Source organism: Flavobacterium hankyongi (assembly GCF_036840915.1).
GTDB lineage: Bacteria > Bacteroidota > Bacteroidia > Flavobacteriales > Flavobacteriaceae > Flavobacterium > Flavobacterium hankyongi.
This window is the reverse complement of sequence record NZ_CP085725.1, coordinates 2279567-2303066: the sequence shown is the minus strand read 5'-3', so window position 1 is coordinate 2303066 and position 23500 is coordinate 2279567. Positions and strand designations below refer to the sequence as shown.

Genomic DNA, 23500 nt, shown 5'->3' with positions numbered 1-23500 from the left:
TGTTGGGGGTATTATTTTTAATTAAATAAGTCGTTTATTTTATCTTCATCTGATAAGTTAGTTGAATCGTAATTTTCTTTCTTATAATTATTGTCTTCCCATTCATCATACTCACGCATGTTTTCTTTTATTTGATTCTCTTCTATAATATTTTCCCATTCGCTTTTATCGAGTTTAACTTCAAAAAATAAATTGTGATTTGAAGTTGGAAATAATTCTTTAATTAATTTTTCTTGCGTAGAAAAAATTTCTTCGTAAATTTCCTCAACCTTGCTAATTTCAGTAACTTCATCTTTAATTTGGTCGGTTAATTCATTTTCACTAGTTTGAATAATATTTATAATCATATTTTCAATTAATTCAACGCCTTCTTCTGTTTTTGAAAATTCATTATAATCCTGATTATATTTGTCAAATAAGTCTTTTATTTCATCTGCTTCAAATTCACTATCAGCTATAGCTATTATTTTTCTTATAATTTTTAAAAAATTTTTATTTACATATTCTTCAGTTTGTGGACAATCTTTAATTTTTAGTAATGAATTTAAGATTGTGGAAAAAATTGTATAATTCCATTCAATCTTAAAATCTATTTTCTTTAAATAATGTAAATAAATATTATCTATATTGACCTCTGAACAATAATCTGAAAGAATTGTTATTATTTTACAATTAAAAAAAATAATTTGATTTTTATCTTCGTATTCTTTTTTATCAATTAAAAAGTGATCATTCTTGATTAAATCACGAATGATTAGTTGAAGTTCTTGATCTAAATGAATAATTGAGGTTTTTGGATTGAATCTATCTAATTGTTCAAGGAAAATAGCATTATTAATGATTCCTTTTTTTTCTGAAAGAGATTCTGATGTTTGTCCAATTAAAAAATCAGCTAAAGAAGGATTTATGAAATTATATGAACGTTTATTTTTATCTATAGAATTATAAAGAGTTGAAGAGATAAAACCATTTAGTAATAATTTGATTGATTTATTGAATTGATTACCGTCAACAACCTGATTATGCTGTTTGATTTCGTATTGTAATCTTTTTTCAAATGCTCTTATTAATTTATTTTCTGACACAAAGTTTCCAAAAGAAAACAATGTCATCAATAAACATCTTTCAAGGTATGTTATTTGATTATTATAAGAAAATCGCCATATTTCTTTTGGATTGTTTAAGTTATTAATAATGAATTGTTTGTACTCACTATCTGAAAATAATTTAATTTTCGAATCATCAGTAATAAACTCAATTATACGTGGTGTATAATTATCGTGATTAATAATTTTTAAATAAAATTTTTCATCTATAATTACATTGTAAAATTTTTTAGTGACACTTTTATGAAAGAAATGATTATACAGAATTAATGCTTTTTCATATTTGTCATAATCAGAAAGCTTTAATTCAAATTTTCGGTCGTTTAAGCTTGATTGATTGATTTTTTCATATCTATCATTAGCCAAATTTAAAACTATTGTCCTTGTAGTTAAAAGTAAATATTTGTTAGGAGAATGTCTTATTCTATCTACAAAACTAGTTAATTGAGTTTCTGTTTTATGAGAGTTAATTATTTCAGCGTAATTAGCCCCTAAAAAATCATCGAAATAGAATATTTGTTTTATTTTATCTTCGTTTGAAATAACATCTTCTGCTTCTTTGATATTTTCAACTTTATGAATTTTAAAATTATTTTTGGCTCGCTCAAATAAAATCATTTCTGCTAATGAAGTTTTTCCAATTCCAGGTTGCCCAGTAATTAATAAAATTTTTTCTTCTTTTAAAATATTGTTGGCTAAATCTAATTTTTCAGTCACAACATAATATTTAATTTTATCAGTTAATCTATTTAGAAAATATTTTGTTCTGGATTCAACTGCATTATTTAATATTTCAGATATTATGTTTGTACTTGATAACCATAATTTATAATATTTTTTTTCTATGTGACTGAATTCAGATAAATATTCATTTAGTTCTTCTTGTCCAATTATATCATTTGAGGTTTTGATATAAGGATCTAATATTATTTTTAATTCGTCTTTTTGAATAGCTGAAAGATTTAATGAAGTAACTAATATGTATCTATCAGGATTAAGGTTTTTTACGTTATTTAATTCTTTATTTTTAATTATAGATTTTAAATCTGAATATTTAGATTTAGAATAATGCTTGGCTTGTACAACTATTGAATTGTTATTTTGCTTTGTTGAAAATCGTAAATCTACCCCTTTGTCTTTACCACTTTTAAAACTCTGAAGCTGTAAGTCAAATTTAGCATTCAATAAATCTTTTGAAATTTGTTCAAATTCTTTATCATTAAGAGTGGAAAAGTCGTAATTATTCATAGTAGTTTCTATCGTGTTTTGAGTATTACCGCCAACTTGTTATAAGTATGATAAAATAACACATATACATTTGTTTATACTTAGATATGTATAATTAGCATATTGTAACGTATTCAAATATATAACAATTGCCAAAAATAGAGCACATAAAAGAGTGTATTCTGTGCTTTACTTTCAATAGAAAAATCAAAATCAAGGAGGAGGAAAAGCTTTATTTTAAAGGGATTCTGTGAGGTATTGCAATACTATTGCAATGGTTTATGCAGATAATTGCAATGCCATTGCAATGATTTATAATTATAAATGCGAAAAAGACTAAATAATTTTTCTGAAAATATCTTCCAAATCATTATTGTAAACTCCTTCGAGTTTTAATTGTTCATCTGTTTTACCTTCGGTCATATCCCATATTTTGACATTGATTCCTAATGAAATAAGAAATGGCATTTTATTTAAAATTATACCGACTGCATTTTCACTCATATCGGGGATGATTAGCACATTATGACCAATTAAAGGGCTTACTTTATTTTCTGTCAATCCGTTAATTCCACCATAAGCCACCCAAACATATTGAGAAAATAAAATGTAGCCTACAATAGCCGTTTTTTCGCTTTCAGTTAATACAATTGTTTTCTTTGCCTTAATTTTATCATCAATCAAATGTTCGCCAAATAAACAATTGAAATAGCCATCTTCATTTTTATAAGGAATTTTAAATTTACTGGTTCGTTTGCCGTTTGCATCATAGTAGGCTATTTTGGCTTTTTGAACTTTCAAATCAGTATTTATACTCCAAAATATTATACCTCTATCTTTACTTGTTCCTAAAGCATAAGTTTCTTTCGCATCTTCGGTCTTTAAATCCCCATATTTTTTGCGTAAATATTGCAAAAGATTGTTTTCGGGAGTTACTCTGAAGTACTTCCATATTACTGATTCGTCAATGTATTTTTGAATAATTTGTTTACTTGTAGGTGTTACTTTCGGTTCTGTTTTGGGTTTGTTGATTGGAATTAAAGAAATGGCATCAAATCTATGTTCTAAATCATTCCAATAATATTCGTTTTCATTTTCATCAATGTATATTGACGGTGGCAATGTTGCTTTTCCGCAAGAATGGCAATAACCAAATTCTTCTCCGAGATTTTTATAATTCACAAACTTTCCATCGTTGTTGCTTTTATTGCAACAAGGGGTTATTATCTTGCGATTTCGCTTGACCTCAAAAACAAACTCAATTTCTCTTTTTTGTAGCATTTCTTAGATTTTGTTTTGCAACCTGCAACTTGAAACTTTTGAAAAAAGTCTTGTTAAGCATTGATTTTACTAATAGTTAAGCAATTTTTTGGCTTAGTTTCAAGTTGCAGGTTGCATCAGTTCATTATTCCATTTCCTTGATATGGTTGATTTGTTCATTCCAGTAATGGCTACGACATCTTTCTGGGTGGCATTATTTTTTATTGCCAATCTGATAATTTCTTCAGTAGTTGGTAGTTTCTCTTTTTGGGTAATATTTTCATCTAAAACGATTTTGAAGTTCATAAAGTAAAACTCAAGAATCAAGATTGCTATTTCAACGGTGTCAACACTCATTTTACTTTGATAGTCCTGCCTTTCAGAATTTAAAATCAGGTGTATCAACAGACTTAATTTGTGAATGTTAATCATCATTTTAGAGATATACTCCTTACTTAAATCGGTTGCTTTATTTTGACGGTTGATTAATTCCTGTGAATAATCAAAAAGGCGTTTATTGGCTTTCAAATCAAGTGAAATCTGTAAATCATCCATCTCGAAAGTATTTTCTATTTCGGTGCGGTAATATAGAAGATTGAGCAAGGATTTAGAATAGTTTTCATATACTTCAGTAGAAATATCATTTCTTGACAATTGGTGATTAACCGTGAGTTTATTGGTAAAAAGGATTCTGTCGATTAATCCGCTTTCTAAATTTCCGTCTGCAAATAATTTCGGTACAAATTGATGTTGGATTGAGCCTAATAAAGTAGGGTATGATTTTTCAATTCTAAAACTCTCCGTTGTTTTGCGTGATATATCAATATGTTTATTGGTATTTCCCTGTAAAAAGAAAGTCCTCCAAGCTGTACCCTCCGTACTGTTTTTATTTGCCATTTTTTCAATGATGAAATAGAGTTCATCTACAAAAATACCAACGGAATATTTGTTTTTAAAATGCGTGAAAATTGCGGATTCAATGGTTGCATCCTGAAGAAACAATTGTTTTCTGTCAATCTTTTCAAGTTCTTCTAAATCCGCATTGTTTCTTTTAAACTCCTTATATTTTTCATTATCATATTTTACGAGTGGAAAAGTAGCCAAATCCATAGCAGGGGATTTACTATCCCCACGGCTTCCGATTATTGCAAAATACAGATTGGCATAATTTACATATCCCATTGCTTTAATTGAAAAAGCAAGACCACCCGCATTGCTGAAAGCAAATAATATGGAGCTTAACAAATATTCTTTGGGTATTCTCTTTAAAGTAAATGCTTCATTAATTAGTGACCTAATTTCAACAGGCATCTTGGAAATTATTTCTTCCAACTGATTAATTGCAATTTCTTTGTTGGTTTTAAAAGCATTCCCAATTTTATTATCAATATCGTTCAAACTATTTATTTCCATAATCATAATTTAGATGGTGACTCCACCATTGCAATTGTGTGGTTGTTTCTATTGCAATTAGTTTTTCTTACTCTTTTTTTATTTACTTACTGAATTATTGCGTGTTACAGAACCATTGCAATGCTATTGCAATGGTTGTCAGTTATGGATTTTTGATAATTTCTATTTGGAAACAAATTTGTTCATTTGCTGTAAAGCAGTTAAAACTTCTGCTTTTTTGTAGCGTACTTTGTTGCCTATTCGGTAGGCTGGAATAATATCTTTTTTTGTCCAATCCCATAAGGTCACAAGTGAAACGGAAAGCATTTTAGCTGTTTCTTCCCTTGTCAATAATATTTCATTATCGGGATTTTGCAAAGTAGTAGCATATCCTTTTAGTGCTTGGGTAACGTCCTTTACGATTTCATTTTTAAAATCAGTAGCGTTAATGTTTTCGATTTGCAAGATTTCTTTAGCCATAACTTAATTGTTTATTTTGATTAATTATGGTACAAACTTAATCTTGTCGAACGGGGTTAAAACTATTAGGGTAACCCTGTGGGCTACCCTAATAGTTTTTTAATAATTTCATCAGCTTTTTTTCGGTCATTTAAAAGCTTATCTGAATTTTGAGAACTTTTTTTGTCAAGTTCAAGGTAAATCTTTTTAATGTTATCCTTATTTTTTCCAAGTAGGTGGCTAAGAATTTCACCTTTTTTGTTAGCACTGATACTGCTCCAGTCTTTTAAGTTTATTATTTCCTCCAGTAGAAAAACCTGTAATGAAGTATCAACAAAGTTCGATTTCTGCTTAGTATTTTTAAGTATATCAATTTGTTCTTTGCAAAAATCTATTTGGGTTTTAATGGTATAATATTTTGTCCACATATCCAAAATATCTTTGGGAATATCTGATATTTCAAAATCTGAAGTTAAATACTTTTGAATAAAAGTACTTTCTCCATGAAGATTATCAAAAATCAATTCCTGCCAATTTTCAAACCCGTTAAACTCTTTTATTTCAGCATAAACAAGATATTCTGATTCATTTTTAACCTCTGAATATAAATCTTTATGTTTTTTCTCTAAGTACTTTATTTTTTCAACGTTTTCAATTCGTCCTTCCAAATTGGTTAAAATCCTGTTTAAATCAAATTCTGTGTCAGTTACAACGACTTCTACAAAAAAGCGGATAGATGTATATATTTCTTTTAAAATAGCTTCATTTAGACTATATTCTTTTGATTCCAAAGTTATCATTGTATCAAACTCTATTGAATTTGTTTTTTCGATGTTAATTAAAAATTCAGGTTCATATCGAATGAAAACATTTTGCAGAACAAGGTTTTCAATATTTGAAAGCTCCAACTCTTGTGGTGTGAATTTCTTTACAAATTCTCTGTTTTCTATTTCCTGATAATCGAAATTCATTTTACGGGATTTTTTAGTTAATTAATTTTTCAAACTTCACATAATGGATGTTATAAAAAATGTATTCCTACAAGAGTTTATAAAGGGTTTTAATTATTTATTATATGAAGCATTTCAAATATTTGTATAATAGATTTAAGGAATCTTTTTACTTAACTTTACTAGTTTGCTCATTCCAATAATTACTTATTTTTTGTAAATGTTCTTCTTGCGTTGATTTTATGTATTTCAAAAATTGATTTTCAGATTTATGACCAGTAGCTTTCATAATTGTAGCATTGTCAAATCCACCTAGAAATAAGTTAGTTGCAAATGATCGTCTGCAAATGTGTGAGGTGACCAATTCATGTTTAGGAAATATCCCAAACTCTTTTCTGTTGGTTTCAGAATTAATTTTTGCACCACTGGTTTTTTCCTTAAATCCGACCACTTCACAAATTTCTTTTATATAAAGGTTAAACTTTTGATCTGATATTTCTCTTGGGAATTCACCGTCTCTCTTGTCTAAAATTTCCTGAAATTGTGGGTGAATTGGAATGAACAAGTTTTGATTTGTTTTTTGCGTAGTAATATTAATAATATTTCCTAAAATATTATCCTTGCCAATTCTTAAAAAATCTGAAACACGAAGTCCAGTTCTTAGTCCAATTACAAATAAATCTCTAGCATTATCTAATCTTTCTGAATCACTGAAATCGTGTTTCGCAATTGTGTTTATTTCTTTATCAGTTAAATAAATATCTCTTGTTTCATTTGTTGGACTGTTGAAATCACGATGTTTGTATTTAGGATTAATAGCATACCCATCAAGTTCAATATTTGTGCAAAAAGTTTTTATTCTATTAATCAATGTTCCTATGGAGTTATTATTTAATTTTTCTGTGTTTGAACAGTAGTAAATAAAATCTCGATGAAAATTCAAATCGATTTCTTCAAATCGATATCTGTGATTTTGTAACTTTTCAAATGCTTTTAATTTATTAAGTGTTGTACTATAATTTTTAATTGTTCTTTCAGTTATAGGCTTTCCTTTATAAATTCTTTTGTGAGCATCTTCTATAAATAAGGTTATCCAATCAACAAAATATATTTTGTAATTTTCATCAGCTGTAACTCTGCCAAAGAAAGAATTAACAGTTTCTTTTAACCATAAATTTGAAATATACTTTCTGTTATTATAATCAAAATTATAGTTGTCAAAAATATGTCTTTCTAATTGTTCTAACTGATGATTAAAAAAATCTCTTTTTTGGGAAGTAGCCTTTGGTTTTAATCGTTGTTTTACTTCAGACCAATCATCTATTAGGACGCTTAATCCTGTTTTTGTTTTTTGGTCAATTCTCTTGCTGTCCCAAAAGCGAACATATATACTACAATTTTTATTTTTACCTTTTATAATGAAATATTTTAAATTCATTGCTATATTTTTTGCCGAATATTTGCCGAAATATAGTTATTTTATTTGAATTTAACTTAATTCTATTTAATATTAATTTTATTTAAAAAAGCTAAAATCCTTTAAGTATAGTGGTTTTATATGATATTTTGTAATGTTTCAAGAAATGAAAATTTAAATATTGCGATTCCCACTCCGGGTACAAAACCTCTCAGAAATGAGAGGTTTTTTTATTTTTAGGCATTTCCAAATTTTTTGATTCCGATTAAACAGTTTTTATAACATATGTCACAATACCCCAAATACTGATCTGGTTTTCTTCGGTGATTTTTATGGGTTGATATTCTTTGTTTTCAGGAAGTAGATACAGGCAGTCTTTTTCTAATTTGATGCGTTTTACAGTAAATTCTCCGTCGACTAAACATACAGCAATTTTATTATCTCTAGGTTCTATACTTCGGTCTACGACTAAAATATCTTTGTCATTAATGCCAGCATCAATCATCGAATTTCCATTAACTTTTACATAAAAAGTGGCCAAAGGATTTTTAGCTAATTCTTTGTTTAGGTCAATATTGCTCTCTGTAAAATCTGCAGCTGGGGATGGAAACCCTGCTGAGACTCCGCCTGTAGCATAAGGGATTGATTGATTGCTTTCGAGATCAGGGGTGAAAAAAGTCAGTTTTTTTGAATCTTCTAGTGACATTTGATTTCAAGAATTTCGTTGAAATTAGTTGTGTAACGCGGTGATAAATGATTTTGATTCATATCCCAGGTTTTTTTTAAATTTTGATTTCCCAGTTTGATTTTTCGGCCTCCTATTTTTGCATTCAATGAATCGATAGTCTGCATTAATTGAAGGTGTTTTGGATTTTCGTCTTCAAACATATGGAATTGCTTGCTGTTTTCAGGTGTCAATCCGCTTACAATAACACCAGCTTTTTTAAATTTTAAGCCTTCGTGACCTTCGAGCAATTTTTTGAGAATGCTAACAGCTGTATTGCTAATGGTCAACATCGAATTTGTGGCAAAAGGCAAGCTGATTGCACTATTGAAATAATACTTATTTGATTCGTATTTGTGATTATCAATAACCAACATTACGATAACAGTATGGCAACAGGATTTTTGTTTGCGTAATTTTTCGGCACAGACAGAAGCAAAAGTAGATACCCTTTCTTTCAGTAAATCAAAATCGGAAATTTGTTTTGGAAAGCTTCGAGTAATGGCAATGCTTTTCTTTTGTTCCGAAATTGGTTCTAAGGTTAAAACTGATTTTCCTTCTAGTTCCTGTTTTAAACGCAAACCAGTAACGCCCATTTCTTTTCTAATCCAACTTTCATGTTCAGGTAAAGTAAAATCGTATGCAGTTTTTATGTTGCGTAATTTTGCTTTCTTGGTTAGTCGGAAACCAATACCCCAAACGTCTTCAATTTTTGTCCATTTTAGAGCTTTGATACGGCTTTTTTCGGTATTAATAATATATACTCCTTTTGTTCTTTCGGGGAATTTACGTGCGATTTTATTAGCTACTTTAGAAAGGGCTTTGGTGTCTGCAAAACCAATAGAAATAGGGATGCTCAACCACTGTAATATCTGTGATTTCATTTGAAGGCCGTACTCATTGAAGTCGGTAACAGAAATTCCGTCAAAATTCATGAAAGCTTCATCGATGCTATAGATTTCAATATTAGGAGAAAATTGCTCTAAAATTTGCATCACACGATTGCTTAAATCTCCATACAAAGGATAATTGGAAGAAAAGATAGTAACATTTTTTTCTTTTAACTGCTCACGAACTTTAAATTCGGGTGCTCCCATGGGGATTCCCGCTGTTTTGGCTTCGTCGCTTCTGGAAATAATGCAACCGTCATTATTGGATAAAACCACAATGGGTTTTCCAATTAATTTGGGCTGAAACGCACGTTCGCAAGATGCGTAAAAGTTATTACAATCGACTAAGGCATACATGTTGTAAAGGTACTTAATATGCTTTTTATGATTTGAGGAAGAAAGTTAATTTTTAATTGATGTTAATAAAAAATCCGACTTTAAGTCGGATTTGAATATCATAGATTGTTTGCTATTGCATTTGCTAATTCCTGAAATTCTTCGGGAGTTAGTTTTACTTTGTTGTGAAATCGTGCATCATCCATCATGTTTAGAGGGATTAGGTGTACGTGAGCGTGTGGTACTTCAAGTCCAATAACCGTCATGCCTATTCTTTTGCAAGGCACGGTTTTTTCTAAAGCAATGGCAATTTTTTTAGAAAAAGCCATTAATCCTAGATATAATTCATCTTCCATGTCGAAGATTTTATCAATTTCCTTTTTAGGAATACATAGAGCGTGTCCTTTAACATTTGGATTTACATCTAAAAATGCCAAAAAATCATCTGTCTCGGCAATTTTGTAACAAGGAATTTCTCCGTTAACGATTTTGGTGAAAATAGAAGCCATTGTGTTAAATTTTAGTTCTTAGTCTCTTGTGATTTCTAGGACTTCAAATTTAAGGATTCCGTTAGGAACTTGAATTTCAGCAATTTCTCCAACAGTTTTTCCAAGTAATCCTTTTCCGATAGGAGAAGTAACCGATATTTTTCCTGATTTTAGATCAGCTTCGCTTTCAGCAACCAATTGATATGACAATTCCATGCCATTAGTTTGGTTCTTGATTTTTACATGTGATAATACTAATGCCTTTGATGTGTCTAATTGAGACTCGTCAATTAAACGAGCATTAGCATAAAGCTCTTCCATTTTAGCAATTTTCATTTCTAAAAGTCCTTGAGCTTCTTTGGCAGCATCATATTCTGCATTTTCAGATAAGTCTCCTTTGTCTCTTGCTTCTGCGATTGCTTGTGATGCTTTTGGGCGTTCTATGCTTTTTAATTGCTCTAATTCGTCTTTTAATTTTTTTAATCCTGCGGCTGTATAATAAGATACTGTACTCATAACGTCATTTTTATAAAATAGAAAAAATCCCATCGGGACGGGATTTCTTCGTACAAAGATATAATTTTTATTTCAATTTATAATTTAATCCTAAATAGGTGCGTTTACAAAGTTAATTAAATTAAATTTGTTCAACAAAGTAATTAATTTTTTTAAGAATGAAACGAATTTTCGTCATAATTGTTGTTTTATTTTTTCTTTCTTGTGATAAAGATAAAGCTGTAAATAACAATCAGTATTTACAAAATATAAGTTTTTCCAAAGAGATTAATACAAATTTACCACAGTATAATTCGCTTAAGTTTCCTGGGAACTCTATGGTAATAACAGATGCTGGTGCAGGTATTCAGGGGATCATTGTGGTTGCAGCGGGTACAAATGACTATAGAGCGTGGGAAGCAAGTTGTCCTAACCAATATCCTACTGCGTGTTCACGACTCACTTTAGATGGTGGGTATGCTAAATGTTCTTGTGAAAATTCAAAGTATAGTATTTATATTGGGAATGGAGAAAATGGGGAGCAATATTCGTTAAAACAATATAGAACTGAAATATTAGGTGATGTTATAAGAGTATATAATTAAAAAGAGGAGCAACTGCTCCTCTTTTTTGTATTAAAACATAAGTGTTAGACCTGCTAAAATATTAGCCCCTGCTTGAGGATAATATCCAGCACCTTCTATAGTTGTTACAGTTGATGGATTTGACCAAGAGTCATCATAGGTGTAGAAATATCCGTTAGAAATATATTTTCTGTTAAAGATATTGTTTGCGATTGCTGAGATAATGATTGATTTAAATACTGCTTTCGGTTTGATTTCATAGCTAGCACTGAAATCATTTACGAAGTAATCATTTAAAATAGATGATTTTGCATCAATGTTACCCATATATTGTTTCCCAACAAATTTGGAAAGTAACGAAATCTGTACTTGTTTTAAAGGACTAAAAGTTAAAATGTTTCCTGCAACAATTTCTGGGGAGTATGAAATATTTGTTTCTCCTAGATTTTGTAAAACACCATCTCTCTGAAAATAGAAATCAATATTTTTGTTTCTACTCAAAGTAATGTTTGGCTGTATTGACCATTTTTGTGATAAGGCAACTTTTGCATCTATTTCTATACCTAAACGATGGCTCTTACCTACATTTTTACGGATAGGTGATCCAACATCATCTAAACCACCAGTCAGGATTAATTGATTTTGATAGAGCATATAATATGCGTTGATGTTTAATTTAACTTTATCAGAATTAAATCGCCATCCCCATTCAAAATCGTCTAGTTTTTCAGGACGTGGACTTCCGTTTTCATAATCAGTTCTGTTAGGTTCACGATTTGCTCTGGCATATGAATAATAAATAGTATGTTTTTTATTTGGAGAAAAACTAACTCCCGCTTTTGGATTGAAGAAATTAAAATTGTCATGAACAATATCGGTTTGAACTCCATCGGCTTTATAGTTTACATTTCTTCCTTGTAAATCAATATAAAGATTTAATTTTTCGAAGAATGTGTAAGTAGCTTTTACAAAAACATTTGCATCAGTTTTAATACCAAAATTGTCATAATAATGATCACCCAATTCGCTGGTAGAGGCATATCTAGCCCAAATCACTTTTCCAAAATGAGATCCTTCATATTTGTTTGCACCTCCACCAAGAATTAGAGACAGTTTGTTGTTTGTATAGTTTAGTGAAAAAGTTGTTCCGTAAAAGTCATTATCTAGCCATTTTTGACGAACCAAATCTGTTGTGGTTTGTCCGGCTATTGGTGTCATTCCATAGTCTTCAAAAGTTTGATCTTCTTTGTAGTTTTCATAAAACCCTTTTCCTTTAGTATAATGAAATGCTAAGTTTGTGCTAAATGAATCCGAAAAAGTTTCGTTCCAATGTAATTGTGCATGATTTTGCTTGTAGTTGTCTACTTCGTTGTCATAGTAACGTGTATTCCCAAACTCATCTGTATAAATACCAGCCGAATTAAATGTTCTTTCATTTTCTAATTGAGTTGCGTCAATTCCGTTCCATGATTGATAAGTGATTTCGTGACCTCCAAAAAGTAAAGCTTTTATTTTGGTTGATTTTGAGAAATAGTTTCCTTGTAAGAAATAAGACTTTAAGTTTGATGAAGCTCTGTCAACATACCCATCAGAATTTATTTTAGAAAGTCTTCCTAAAACTTCAAAATGATCATTTAATAATCCAGTATTAAACTTGATTGTGTGTTTGTGTGTGTTGAAACTTCCATATGAATTAGAAATTTCTCCACCTGCCTTGCCGCTTGTGTTTTCTGTTAAAACGTTTAAGCTTGCACCAAAAGCTCCAGATCCATTTGTTGATGTTCCAACGCCTCTTTGTAACTGAATGCTTTCTGCTGATGAAGCAAAATCAGGCATATTTACCCAGTAAGTTCCGTGGCTTTCAGAATCATTGTAAGGAATTCCGTTTATGGTTACGTTCACACGAGTTGCATCACTACCACGAACTCTAATTCCTGTATAACCAACTCCATTTCCAGCATCTGTAGTTGTGACAACTGAAGGAAGATAATTCATTAGAACAGGAATGTCTTGACCTAAATTGCGTTTTGCTATTTCTTTTTTAGAAAAATTACTAAAAGAAATTGGCGTTTTGTCATTGGCACGAATGGCTTGTACCATGACCTCTTCTAATGAGTTTACTTTTGCAGAATCTTTTACGGTTTCTTGTGCAAAAGCACTTGTGAAATTTAGCAGTAAAAGAACTGCAAGCATTGTTTTGAATAAAGTTTTCATTCGTAAATGTTTACGAATAAAAGGGGTAATTATTCTTTGTTTTTAAAAATATTAATGAATTTCTCGCTGAAAATTAATCAAAAGGCCATACATCAGCTGGCTCTTTCGCTAAAAATGTCCAGTGGACATTTTCTTAACACTCAGCCCTCCCTAAACAGCATTACCTGTTCCAGGTTCATTGGGTATAATCTCAGCTCGTCATTTAGAGCACCCCTTTGAGACGGCGCAAATTTAATTAAAAGAAAACAGAAAATACAAAATATAATTTGCTAAATGTAATTAAGAAAGAAACTTCTTACGATTTAGTATTTCTTTAATTCAAAAGTAGATCCGTCAAAAACACCATAAGTGAAATAACCAATCCAATCGCCTAAATTGATGTATTTTGAGGATTCATTCAGTTTTATTTCCATAGGTAAATGACGATGTCCAAAAACAAAATAATCGTAATGCTTAGACTGCAATTTTAATTTAGCATATTGCACTAACCACTCGTTTTCTTCACCAAGAAATTTCACATCTTCATCACCCGAAATCAATTTGTTTTTTACTGAAAGATACTGCGCTAATTTTACACCAATATCTGGATGTAACCATCTGAATAACCATTTTGAAAAAGGATTTGTGAATACCTTCTTCATTCGTTTGTATCCTTTGTCACCTGGGCCTAAACCATCACCATGGCCAATTAAGAATGTTTTGTTGTTAAAAGTGAATTCTTTTGTGGTATGACATACAGGAATGCTTAATTCCATTTGGAAATAATCATCCATCCATAAATCGTGATTTCCAACAAAAAAATAAATTGGAATACCACTGTCGCGAATCTCAGCCAATTTACCTAAAACACGTACAAATCCTTTTGGTACTACTGTTTTGTATTCGAACCAAAAATCAAATAAATCACCTAACAAAAAAATTGCTTCTGCATCTTGCTTTACTTCATCAAGCCAAGCCACAAACTTTTGTTCACGAGGAAAACTTGCTTCGGGTGTAGGTGCTCCTAAGTGTTGATCACTGGCAAAGTAAATTTTTGTATTAGATGATAAAGTCATTATTAAATGTTTCGGCAAAGATACTACTAATTAAAAAATTAAGCATGATGCTTTTTTAATGATGCATAAGCAATAATGGTGCTCATTAACATTCCAACTCCACCTAGAATAAATGGTGCGCCTGCAAATTTAAATGGAGCTTCATTATGAGTAAAATAATAAAAAACAGTAGACATTAAAGGAGGGCCAATAATTGCAGCTGCACTCACTAAACTAGTCAGTGTACCCTGAATTTCTCCCTGTTCATTAGCAGGAACTTGTCCAGCAATAACCGCTTGTAAGGCAGGACCTGCAATTCCTCCCAAGCAATATGGAATCAAAAAAGCAAACATCATCCAGCTTTGTGTAGCAAAACCAAATAAGAACATTCCTAAAGTATATAATGCCATCCCAACATAAATGCTTTTTACATCACCTAATTTAGGGTTAATCCAACGAATTAGACCACCTTGAACCAAAGCAACCAATATTCCAACTACTCCCAAGGAGATGCCAACCATTGTTTCGTCCCATTTGAATTGATACATGGTAAAGTAACTCCAATTGCTCTGAACTGCATGTGAAGCAGTATGAAGTAAGAAAACTGCTGTAACTAAACCTATAAGGCTTGGATATTTTTTTAAATGTATAAATGAACCAATAGGATTAGCGCGCTTAATATCAAATTCTCTACGATGTTTTTTAGATAATGATTCCGGAAGTATAAAATATCCATATAAAAAATTGAGTAGGCACAATATTGCTGCTGCATAAAAAGGAACTCTTGCACCATATTGTCCAAGTAATCCACCAAGTACAGGGCCTATAATAAAGCCAAGTCCAAAAGCTGCGCCAATCATCCCAAAATTTTTCGCTCTATTTTCATTATTGCTAATATCACCTATATAGGCTGCTGCTGTCGTAATGCTTGCGCCTGTAATACCGGCAACGATTCGACCTATGAAAAGCCAAGTTATGGAACTGGCAAAAGCAAGTAATAAATAATCTAGGCTAAATCCAAATAAGGAAAGTAATAATACTGGTCTTCTTCCATATTTATCACTTAGGTTTCCAACTAATGGTGAGAAAAGAAATTGAGTAATTGCATAAGCAAAGGTCAGCCAACCTCCATATTTTGCAGCTTCACTTACATCACCATGAATAAGTTCTTGAATTAATTTAGGGACTACGGGAATGATAATTCCTAATCCAATAACGTCAATTAATAACGTGATAAATATAAAACCGATAGCAGCTTGTTTTTGTTCTTTTTTCATGAATACAAATAAACAAAAAATCTCTTCCTGTTTTAAGGTAGGGAGAGATTTTGCAATCTTTTTATATTATTCTAAACCTGTCTCTTTTGGCCATCAAGCATATAAATCCAGATCATTCTTGATAACCTGAAATTGAAGGTGCTCCACAACACAGCCATAGCTGCAATCAATCCTACAATAGTTAAGAAGCTATCTATGAATTGATAGGCAATTAAAAACAAAAATATCATTTCTGCAACTAAAAGCGCATAACTCACAAACATGGATCCAAAAAAATAGCCTGGTTCTTTTTCGAATTTATGGTTGCAATGTGAACAATTTGAATACATCTTGGGTAATTGAAAAAGAAAGATGTTTCCTTTTTTTGAGAATACCTGTCCTTGATTACATTTTGGACATTTTTCGGTTATAATATTGATTAAAGTTGACATGATTTATTTTTTATGTAAAATTAAGCGGTTAATGAAGTTTGGCTATTGCTAAATCACGCTAGTATTTGTACTTTTAGGACATAATACTAATTGAATTACATGAAAAATTTTGCTGTACTGAATATAGAACAATTTGGAAACCAAAATAAAATTGAAGGATTTTATGTAAATACAATTGAAAATCATCTTATTTCAGCACATCATAATATTCATAAACCACACAAGCATAATTTTTACCTGACTGTACTTTTTACTCATGGAAGTGGAATGCACGAAATTGATTTTGTGAAATATGAGGTGAAACCAGGTAGTCTTTTCTTTTTGAATCCAGGACAAATGCACCATTGGGAGCTTTCAAATGATACACGTGGATTTATTTTTTTCCATTCCCAGTCTTTTTATGATTTGCATTTTGTTACGGAAAAAATTAATAATTATCCTTTTTTTCATAGTATCCAAAATTTACCTGTGTTGTACTTGGAGAAAGAAAATGTTGGGTATTTTAATGGGTTGTTTCAAGAAATTTTAAACGAAAGTACTTCTATTCTGATGTTCAAAGCTCCAAAAATTATTGCGCTAACGGAATTGATTTATATTGAAAGTACTCGTTTGTATATGGGAGATGAGGTGCTTGAGCCAGTAAAACTGAATGCATATTCGGATAAATTTCAACAGTTTGAAAGTTTAGTGGAAATGAATTATAAAACCGAAAAAGCTGCGTCAAAGTATGCTGATTGGCTGCATATTTCACCAAAGCATCTCAATCGTATCACACAAAACATGGTCAATAAAACCACAACAGATATTATTCTGGAAAGAGTTTTTCTAGAAGCAAAAAGAGAATTGATTAGTCAGAAATTTAACTTCAGTGAAATTGCTTCTGATTTAGGCTATGTAGATTATGCTTATTTTTCCAGATTATTTAAAAAGAAATGTGGTGAAACGCCATCAGAGTTTCTACAACACTATCGATAAGAAATGAAAATCCCAAACCTCACTTCGAGAGCCTCAGTGATCGGTTTGGGATTTATGATCTTATTTTTATGTCAGGCTAAACCATTTTGAAATGGTAGCTGAGCCTGTCGAAGCTATAATTCCAATGCTTTTTTAGGATTACCACCCATTAAAAGTTCTACTGGATTTTCCAAAGCTTCTTTTACAGCTACTAAGAATCCAACTGACTCGCGTCCGTCAATGATCCTGTGGTCGTAAGATAATGCTACAAACATTACTGGAGCAATAACAATTTGTCCGTTTTTAACGATAGCTCTGTCCACTACATTGTGCATTCCTAAAATACCTGATTGAGGAGGGTTGATGATAGGAGTAGATAACATTGATCCAAATACACCACCGTTAGAGATAGTAAATGTTCCGCCTGTCATTTCATCAACAGTGATTTGTCCATCACGTGCACGTAAAGCCAAACGTTTAATTTCAGCTTCTACACCACGGAATGATAATAATTCAGCGTTACGCATAACCGGAACCATTAATCCTTTTGGTCCAGAAACTGCTACAGAGATATCACAGAAATCATATGAAATTTTCTCTTGACCATCGATCATTGAGTTTACATCTGGGTATAATTGTAAAGCGCGTGTAACTGCTTTTGTGAAGAATGACATAAAGCCTAATCCCATTTGGTGTTTTGCTTTGAATTCTTCTTTATATTGATCACGCAATGCATAGATAGCACTCATGTCTACTTCGTTGAAAGTAGTCAACATTGCAGTTTCGTTTTTAGCAGCTACTAAACGCTCTGCTACTTTACGACGCAACATTGATAATTTTGTTCTTTCAGAACCTCTTGAACCACCAGTTGGAGTTCCCATAGAAGGTACTGCATTTGCAGCATCTTCAGTAGTGATTCTTCCTGCTTTTCCTGTACCTGATACAGTTGCAGGATCTATATTTTTTTCAGCTAATATTTTTTTAGCAGCTGGTGAAGCAGAACCCGTTGCGTAAGTTGTTTCTTGTTCTGGAATTGCTTTTGCGGTTGCTGAGCTTGCCGAAGTATCAACTTTTTTCTCTTCTGCTTTTGGAGTCTCTGTAGCGGGTGCTGAGCTCGTCGAAGCATCTGGTTTTACAGCATCTGTGTCGATTAAACATACTACAGCGCCAACAGCTACTGTGTCACCTTCTTCTGCTTTAAGCGTAATGATTCCGCTCATTTCAGCAGGTAATTCTAACGTAGCTTTATCTGAATCAACCTCTGCAATTGCTTGGTCTTTTTCTACATAATCTCCGTCTTTTACTAACCAAGTTGCAATTTCTACTTCTTTGATTGATTCCCCTGGTGAAGGGACTTTCATTTCTAAAATCATCGCTTATAATTTTATAAAGTGTTGTTATATATCAGTTTATCAAAAATACAATTTTTATTGAAATAAGGTTTTGTCAAAAACCATGGCAATTGCTGCCGCATGACGTTTCTTAGCGCGAGTATAACTACCAGCTGCTGGAGCACTGTATGCTTTAGGTGAAGCAACTCTGAATTTTACTTCATTAAAGTTCATTAACATGAATCCGTAAGCCCCCATGTTTTTTGGTTCTTCTTGTGCCCATACATAATCATCCACATTAGGGTATTTAGCAATGATTGCTTTCATTTGCTCTACCGGTAGCGGAAATAATTGCTCTAAACGTACTAATGCAACATCTTTTCTTCCGTTTGCTTCTCTTTCTGCTTTCAAATCGTAGTAGAATTTACCTGTACAGAAAACTAATGTTTTAACATCAGCAGGATTTACGTTTGGATCGTCAATTACTTCTTGGAACTGACCATCTGTAAATTCGCTTATTGCAGAAACAGCTTCAGGATGACGTAATAAACTCTTAGGTGTCATTACGATTAACGGTTTACGGAATTTTGTTACCAATTGTCTTCTCAATAAGTGGAAGAAGTTAGCTGGCGTTGTACAATCGGCAACATACATGTTGTGATTTGCGCAAAGTTGTAAGTAACGTTCCATACGTGCCGAAGAGTGTTCAGCACCTTGGTTTTCATATCCGTGAGGCAACAACAATACGATACCATTTTGATTGTTCCATTTGTCTTCCGCTGCCGAAATATATTGATCAATCATAATTTGTGCACCATTAGAGAAATCACCAAACTGGGCTTCCCAGATGGTTAAAGCATTCGGATTGGCTAAAGCATAACCGTATTCGAATCCTAAAACTCCATATTCTGAAAGGTGTGAGTTGTATACTGAGAAATTACCTTTTTTGTTAGGAACATGATTTAGTAAGATTACTTCCTCTTCTGAATCTTCAACTTTAACTACAGCATGACGGTGTGAAAAAGTACCACGTTCAACATCTTGTCCAGAGATACGAACATCGTAACCTTCTGTCAATAATGAACCATAAGCTAACATTTCACCCATTGCCCAATCTAACTTATCAGTTTCAACCATAGTTTTACGGTCACTGATTAGCTTGGTTATTTTGCTGATGAATTTTTTGTCAGATGGCAATTCAGTTACTGTTTTAGCAACAGCATCTATTACTTCTCTGCTTACTTTGGTTTCATATTTTTGAAGCATTCCTTCAGCTTCTACTTGTTCGAAACCTTTCCACTCATCTTGCATAAACGGAGATATTACCGTTAAGTCTTTTTTACGAGAGTTTTCTAAGTTTTCTTCTAATGAAGCTTTATATTCGTCTTCTAAACCTTTTACATAATTACCATCAATAGAGCCTTCTGCTTTTAATTGTTCAGCATAGATGTCTCTTGGGTTTTTATGTTTAGAAATGGTTTTGTATAATTTAGGTTGCGTAAAACGAGGTTCATCACCTTCATTATGACCATATTTTCTGTATCCTAATAAATCAATAAACACGTCTTGCTTGAACTCCATACGGTATTCTAAAGCAAATAACATGGCGTGTACAACCGCTTCGGCATCATCAGCATTTACATGAAGTACTGGCGATAATGTTACTTTAGCTACGTCTGTACAATACGTAGAAGAACGTGCATCTAAATAGTTAGTGGTAAAACCAACTTGGTTATTAAATACTACGTGAATAGTACCATTAGTTTTATAACCATCTAGTTTTGCCATTTGAATGATTTCATAAACAATACCTTGACCTGCAACAGCAGCATCACCGTGAACGGCGATTGGTAAAACTTTAGAAAAATCATCTGAATAATATTTGTCTTGTTTAGCACGTGTAATACCTTCGATAACTGCACCAACTGTTTCAAGGTGTGAAGGATTAGGAGCTAAATTGATATTGATTTTTTTTCCGGTTTGTGTTTGTCTGTCGGCAGTAAGACCCAAGTGGTATTTTACATCACCGTCAAATAAAGCATCATCATCATAATCTTTCCCGTCAAATTCAGAGAAGATGTCTTGTGTTGGTTTTCCAAAAACGTTAGCCAAAACATTTAAACGACCACGGTGAGCCATACCCATTACGAATTGTTCTACACCTTTGTCGGCAGCAGCTTCAATTAAGAAATCTAAAGCAGGAATTGCTGATTCGATACCTTCTAACGAGAAACGTTTCTGACCTACATATTTAGTGTGCAAGAAGTTTTCAAAAGAAACCGCTTCATTTAATTTCTTAAGGATACGTTTCTTTTGATCCGTATTGAAATTAGGTAAATTATCATTAATGTCTAAGCGACGTTGAATCCAATCGATTACTTTAGGGTCACGAATGTACATGTATTCAACTCCAATGTGTTGGCAATACACATTATCTAAGTGCTTAATGATATCACGTAGAGATGAAGGGTTTAAGTTGACAACTTTAGCTGCATCAAAAACAATATCTAAATCTGAATTTGAAAGACCGAAGTTCTCGATTTTTAAATCTGGAGAATATGTTCTTCGTTCACGTACAGGATTTGTTTTTGTAAACAAGTGTCCACGAGTTCTATAAGCATCAATTAGCTTAAGAACATTGAATTCTTTTTGAAGTTTATCAGTTACAACTGAACAATCTTGACCATTTGCTGATAAAGCCAATCCTTCAACAGGACCCGCTCCAAATTCATTAGCAAAGTCGAAACCTTGAAAGAATGCTCTCCATGAAGGTTCTACGCTATCTGGATTTTCTAAATATTGGTCGTATAAGTCGGCAAAAAAAGCCGTGTGTGCTGCGTTTAAAAAGGAAAACCTATCCATAATATTAAGTGAGGACGATTTGTGGTTAAAAATTTTGGCAAAAGTACAATACTTTAGAATAATGTTCTAATGTTTTCATACTTTTATATCATAAAATATTCATAAAAATGAATTCAGATAGACGCCCCTTCGTTTTTTTAACAAGAATTACTATTTATGTTCAGTTTTTGTTGTGTTTCAGTTTTTTACATGCTCAGGATTCATTAATTAATCCTAAAAAAAATATTTTTTGGGAAAGAGTTCAAATAGGAGGAGGTTTGGGATTGGGAATAGGAAGTAATTACACAAATATATCTGTTGCTCCCAGCGCAATTTATCCAGTTAATGAGTATTTTTCTACAGGTTTAGGAGTACAATATAGTTATATTAAGCAGAAAGACTTTTATAATTCCCATATTTATGGTGCAAGCTTGATTACTTTGTTTAATCCTATTCATGAAGTTCAACTTTCTGCTGAGTTAGAACAATTAAGAGTTAATAATACTTATACTGCTTTTTTACCTTTAATAAAAGATAATTTTTGGAATACAGCTTTGTTTCTAGGAGCTGGTTATAGAAGTCAAAATGTTACGGTTGGTATCAGATACAATATTTTGTACAGGGAGAGTAACAATGTTTACAGTCAAGCTTGGATGCCTTTCGTGAGAGTTTATTTTTGACTTCCCTGATTTTTAACAATTTATACGGTTAAACCGTAATTCAAATCCTCTTTTCATAAGTACCTTTAAACTATAAAAGTTTGTAAACCACTTACTTTTATGCCCCCCTAAATTAACCAAAAACAAATTGCTTATGAGAAAAATTACGTTGTGTATAATGTGTTGTTTTGTTTCATTGGCAAATAGTCAAACAAGAGGGATTATTGGTGGGACAAATTGGTTGAAAAATTGGACAAATTTTAAGCCGAAAACAACAGAATATAATGAGGCTTCAAATGTTTTGGCTGGCGTTATTAGTCAAAATATGATGCTTTACAAAAAAAATACCTACTTGCTAATGGGTAATGTGTATGTTGCAAATGGAGCAACATTGTTCATTGAGCCAGGAACAGTAATAAGAGGCGATTTTGAAACGGGAGGAACTCTTGTGATAACAAAAAATGCTAAGGTAATTGCTTTAGGAAATGAAACAGACCCTATTGTTTTTACATCTAATAGACCAAGCTCAGAAAGAAAACCTGGAGACTGGGGAGGTATTGTTGTTATGGGAGAAGCAACTACGAATAATTTTACTGGTAGATTAGATTTGAATATTGAATCACAGTATAATAATTATGGTGGAAGTAAAGATGAAGGTGACTCTGGAATTTTAAAATATGTAAGAATAGAATTTGCGGGTAAAAAAGGAAAAAATGGGTTAAACAATAAAGGACTATCACTAGCGGGACTTGGGAGTAAGTCTATTGTAAGTAATGTTCAAGTGAGTTTTTGTAATGATGATGCCTTTGTTTTTTATGGAGGAATCTTAACGGTGGATAATTTGGTTTCTTTTAAAAATATGAATACAGATTATGAGTTCACAGAAGGAGCACAAAGTATTATAACAAACAGCTTAACGATTAAAAATCCATATTCTTCCAGACCAGGAGAATCAAGATGTTTAGAAGTAAAATCATATGAAGTAGCTTCTAAAGCAGACTTAAGTAAACGATTTACAAACATTATTGCAAATAATATAACACTGGTTAATGAGTCTGTTGAAGGTAATGGCTTGATAAAAGAAGCAATTTTAATTAAAGAGAATTGTTCTTTCAATATAAGTAATAGTGTAGTTTCAGGATTCAGTCAAAGTGTTCTTTTCGATAAAGGATTCAAAGTTAAACTTGAAAACTTGGAGAAAATAAAATTAAGAGGATTGCTTTTTAATAACTGTAGTGGTTATGTAGTAAGTGAAAACTCAGAGTATAATCAACAAATTAAAAATTGGTATAGCGCCAATAATAATGTAATAGAATATTCTACAATCAGTGATGTGGCTTTATTTTCAGAAATTGATTTGAAAAAGTTACCAGATTATAGAATTAAAGATCCAATCAATACCACTAGATTGGCAACAAACTAAAGTTTCCA

General features: G+C 31.7%; 20 protein-coding genes. 4 read left to right on the top strand and 16 right to left on the bottom strand.

The window, feature by feature from the left end; translation table 11 throughout:
* Positions 1-17 precede the first annotated feature (17 nt).
* The 10 genes from LJY17_RS10645 to greA form a co-directional block, all read right to left on the bottom strand.
* Positions 18-2354 carry a restriction endonuclease gene (locus LJY17_RS10645; protein ID WP_264543805.1) on the bottom strand — a complete coding sequence of 779 codons (2337 nt, stop codon included), beginning with the start codon at positions 2352-2354 and terminating at the stop codon, positions 18-20.
* A 315-nt stretch (positions 2355-2669) separates the two neighbouring features.
* On the bottom strand, positions 2670-3614 hold the full coding sequence (locus tag LJY17_RS10640; protein ID WP_264543804.1) for a DUF6371 domain-containing protein: 945 nt from the start codon (positions 3612-3614) through the stop codon (positions 2670-2672).
* A 99-nt stretch (positions 3615-3713) separates the two neighbouring features.
* Entirely contained in the window at positions 3714-5006 is a 1293-nt protein-coding gene (locus LJY17_RS10635) for a YfjI family protein (protein ID WP_264543803.1), read from the bottom strand.
* Between the two features lie 162 nt (positions 5007-5168).
* Positions 5169-5465 (bottom strand): helix-turn-helix domain-containing protein, encoded by a 297-nt coding sequence (locus LJY17_RS10630; RefSeq protein ID WP_264543802.1) that lies wholly within the window; start codon positions 5463-5465, stop codon positions 5169-5171.
* An 83-nt stretch (positions 5466-5548) separates the two neighbouring features.
* Positions 5549-6415 (bottom strand): hypothetical protein, encoded by an 867-nt coding sequence (locus LJY17_RS10625; protein WP_264543801.1) that lies wholly within the window; start codon positions 6413-6415, stop codon positions 5549-5551.
* Positions 6416-6563: 148 nt separating this feature from the next.
* Positions 6564-7832, bottom strand: a complete 1269-nt coding sequence (locus LJY17_RS10620) for a site-specific integrase (protein WP_264543800.1) — start codon at positions 7830-7832, stop codon at positions 6564-6566.
* A gap of 244 nt (positions 7833-8076) precedes the next feature.
* Entirely contained in the window at positions 8077-8517 is a 441-nt protein-coding gene (locus LJY17_RS10615) for a LexA family protein (RefSeq protein WP_264543799.1), read from the bottom strand.
* The gene (locus LJY17_RS10610) at positions 8508-9782 is read right to left on the bottom strand and encodes a Y-family DNA polymerase (RefSeq protein WP_264543798.1); all 1275 of its coding nucleotides are present in this window, start codon (positions 9780-9782) and stop codon (positions 8508-8510) included. The genes LJY17_RS10615 and LJY17_RS10610 overlap by 10 nt, the downstream gene beginning before the upstream one ends.
* A 98-nt stretch (positions 9783-9880) precedes the next feature.
* Positions 9881-10270 (bottom strand): HIT family protein, encoded by a 390-nt coding sequence (locus LJY17_RS10605; protein ID WP_264543797.1) that lies wholly within the window; start codon positions 10268-10270, stop codon positions 9881-9883.
* 18 nt (positions 10271-10288) lie between these two features.
* Positions 10289-10765, bottom strand: coding sequence for a transcription elongation factor GreA (gene greA, locus LJY17_RS10600; protein ID WP_264543796.1), 477 nt, complete (start codon positions 10763-10765; stop codon positions 10289-10291).
* 158 nt (positions 10766-10923) lie between these two features.
* On the opposite strand from greA, the gene LJY17_RS10595 reads away from it, so the two are divergent.
* Positions 10924-11349 (top strand): hypothetical protein, encoded by a 426-nt coding sequence (locus tag LJY17_RS10595; protein ID WP_264543795.1) that lies wholly within the window; start codon positions 10924-10926, stop codon positions 11347-11349.
* 30 nt (positions 11350-11379) lie between these two features.
* On the opposite strand, the gene LJY17_RS10590 is transcribed toward LJY17_RS10595, so the two are convergent.
* From LJY17_RS10590 to LJY17_RS10575, 4 genes are all read right to left on the bottom strand, one after another.
* A complete protein-coding gene (locus LJY17_RS10590; RefSeq protein ID WP_264543794.1) occupies positions 11380-13542 on the bottom strand; it encodes a TonB-dependent receptor in 2163 nt (720 codons plus the stop codon).
* A 302-nt stretch (positions 13543-13844) separates the two neighbouring features.
* On the bottom strand, positions 13845-14597 hold the full coding sequence (locus tag LJY17_RS10585; RefSeq protein ID WP_264543793.1) for a UDP-2,3-diacylglucosamine diphosphatase: 753 nt from the start codon (positions 14595-14597) through the stop codon (positions 13845-13847).
* A gap of 38 nt (positions 14598-14635) precedes the next feature.
* The gene (locus tag LJY17_RS10580; protein ID WP_264543792.1) at positions 14636-15853 is read right to left on the bottom strand and encodes a TCR/Tet family MFS transporter; all 1218 of its coding nucleotides are present in this window, start codon (positions 15851-15853) and stop codon (positions 14636-14638) included.
* 71 nt (positions 15854-15924) lie between these two features.
* The gene (locus LJY17_RS10575) at positions 15925-16284 is read right to left on the bottom strand and encodes a DUF983 domain-containing protein (RefSeq protein WP_264543791.1); all 360 of its coding nucleotides are present in this window, start codon (positions 16282-16284) and stop codon (positions 15925-15927) included.
* A gap of 99 nt (positions 16285-16383) precedes the next feature.
* Between LJY17_RS10575 and LJY17_RS10570 the strand changes: the two genes are divergently transcribed.
* Positions 16384-17259: a helix-turn-helix domain-containing protein gene (locus tag LJY17_RS10570; RefSeq protein ID WP_264543790.1), complete on the top strand. Its 876-nt coding sequence runs from the start codon at positions 16384-16386 to the stop codon at positions 17257-17259.
* A gap of 113 nt (positions 17260-17372) precedes the next feature.
* Here the strand turns inward: LJY17_RS10570 and odhB are convergent, their stop codons facing one another.
* Both odhB and LJY17_RS10560 read right to left on the bottom strand, forming a co-directional pair.
* Complete coding sequence (gene odhB / locus LJY17_RS10565) at positions 17373-18611, bottom strand: 2-oxoglutarate dehydrogenase complex dihydrolipoyllysine-residue succinyltransferase (protein ID WP_264543789.1); 1239 nt, start codon at positions 18609-18611, stop codon at positions 17373-17375.
* A gap of 54 nt (positions 18612-18665) precedes the next feature.
* Complete coding sequence (locus LJY17_RS10560) at positions 18666-21431, bottom strand: 2-oxoglutarate dehydrogenase E1 component (RefSeq protein WP_264543788.1); 2766 nt, start codon at positions 21429-21431, stop codon at positions 18666-18668.
* A gap of 107 nt (positions 21432-21538) precedes the next feature.
* On the opposite strand from LJY17_RS10560, the gene LJY17_RS10555 reads away from it, so the two are divergent.
* Together LJY17_RS10555 and LJY17_RS10550 are read left to right on the top strand one after the other, a co-directional pair.
* Positions 21539-22090: a hypothetical protein gene (locus LJY17_RS10555; protein WP_264543787.1), complete on the top strand. Its 552-nt coding sequence runs from the start codon at positions 21539-21541 to the stop codon at positions 22088-22090.
* 133 nt (positions 22091-22223) lie between these two features.
* Entirely contained in the window at positions 22224-23492 is a 1269-nt protein-coding gene (locus LJY17_RS10550) for a hypothetical protein (protein ID WP_264543786.1), read from the top strand.
* Positions 23493-23500 lie beyond the last annotated feature (8 nt).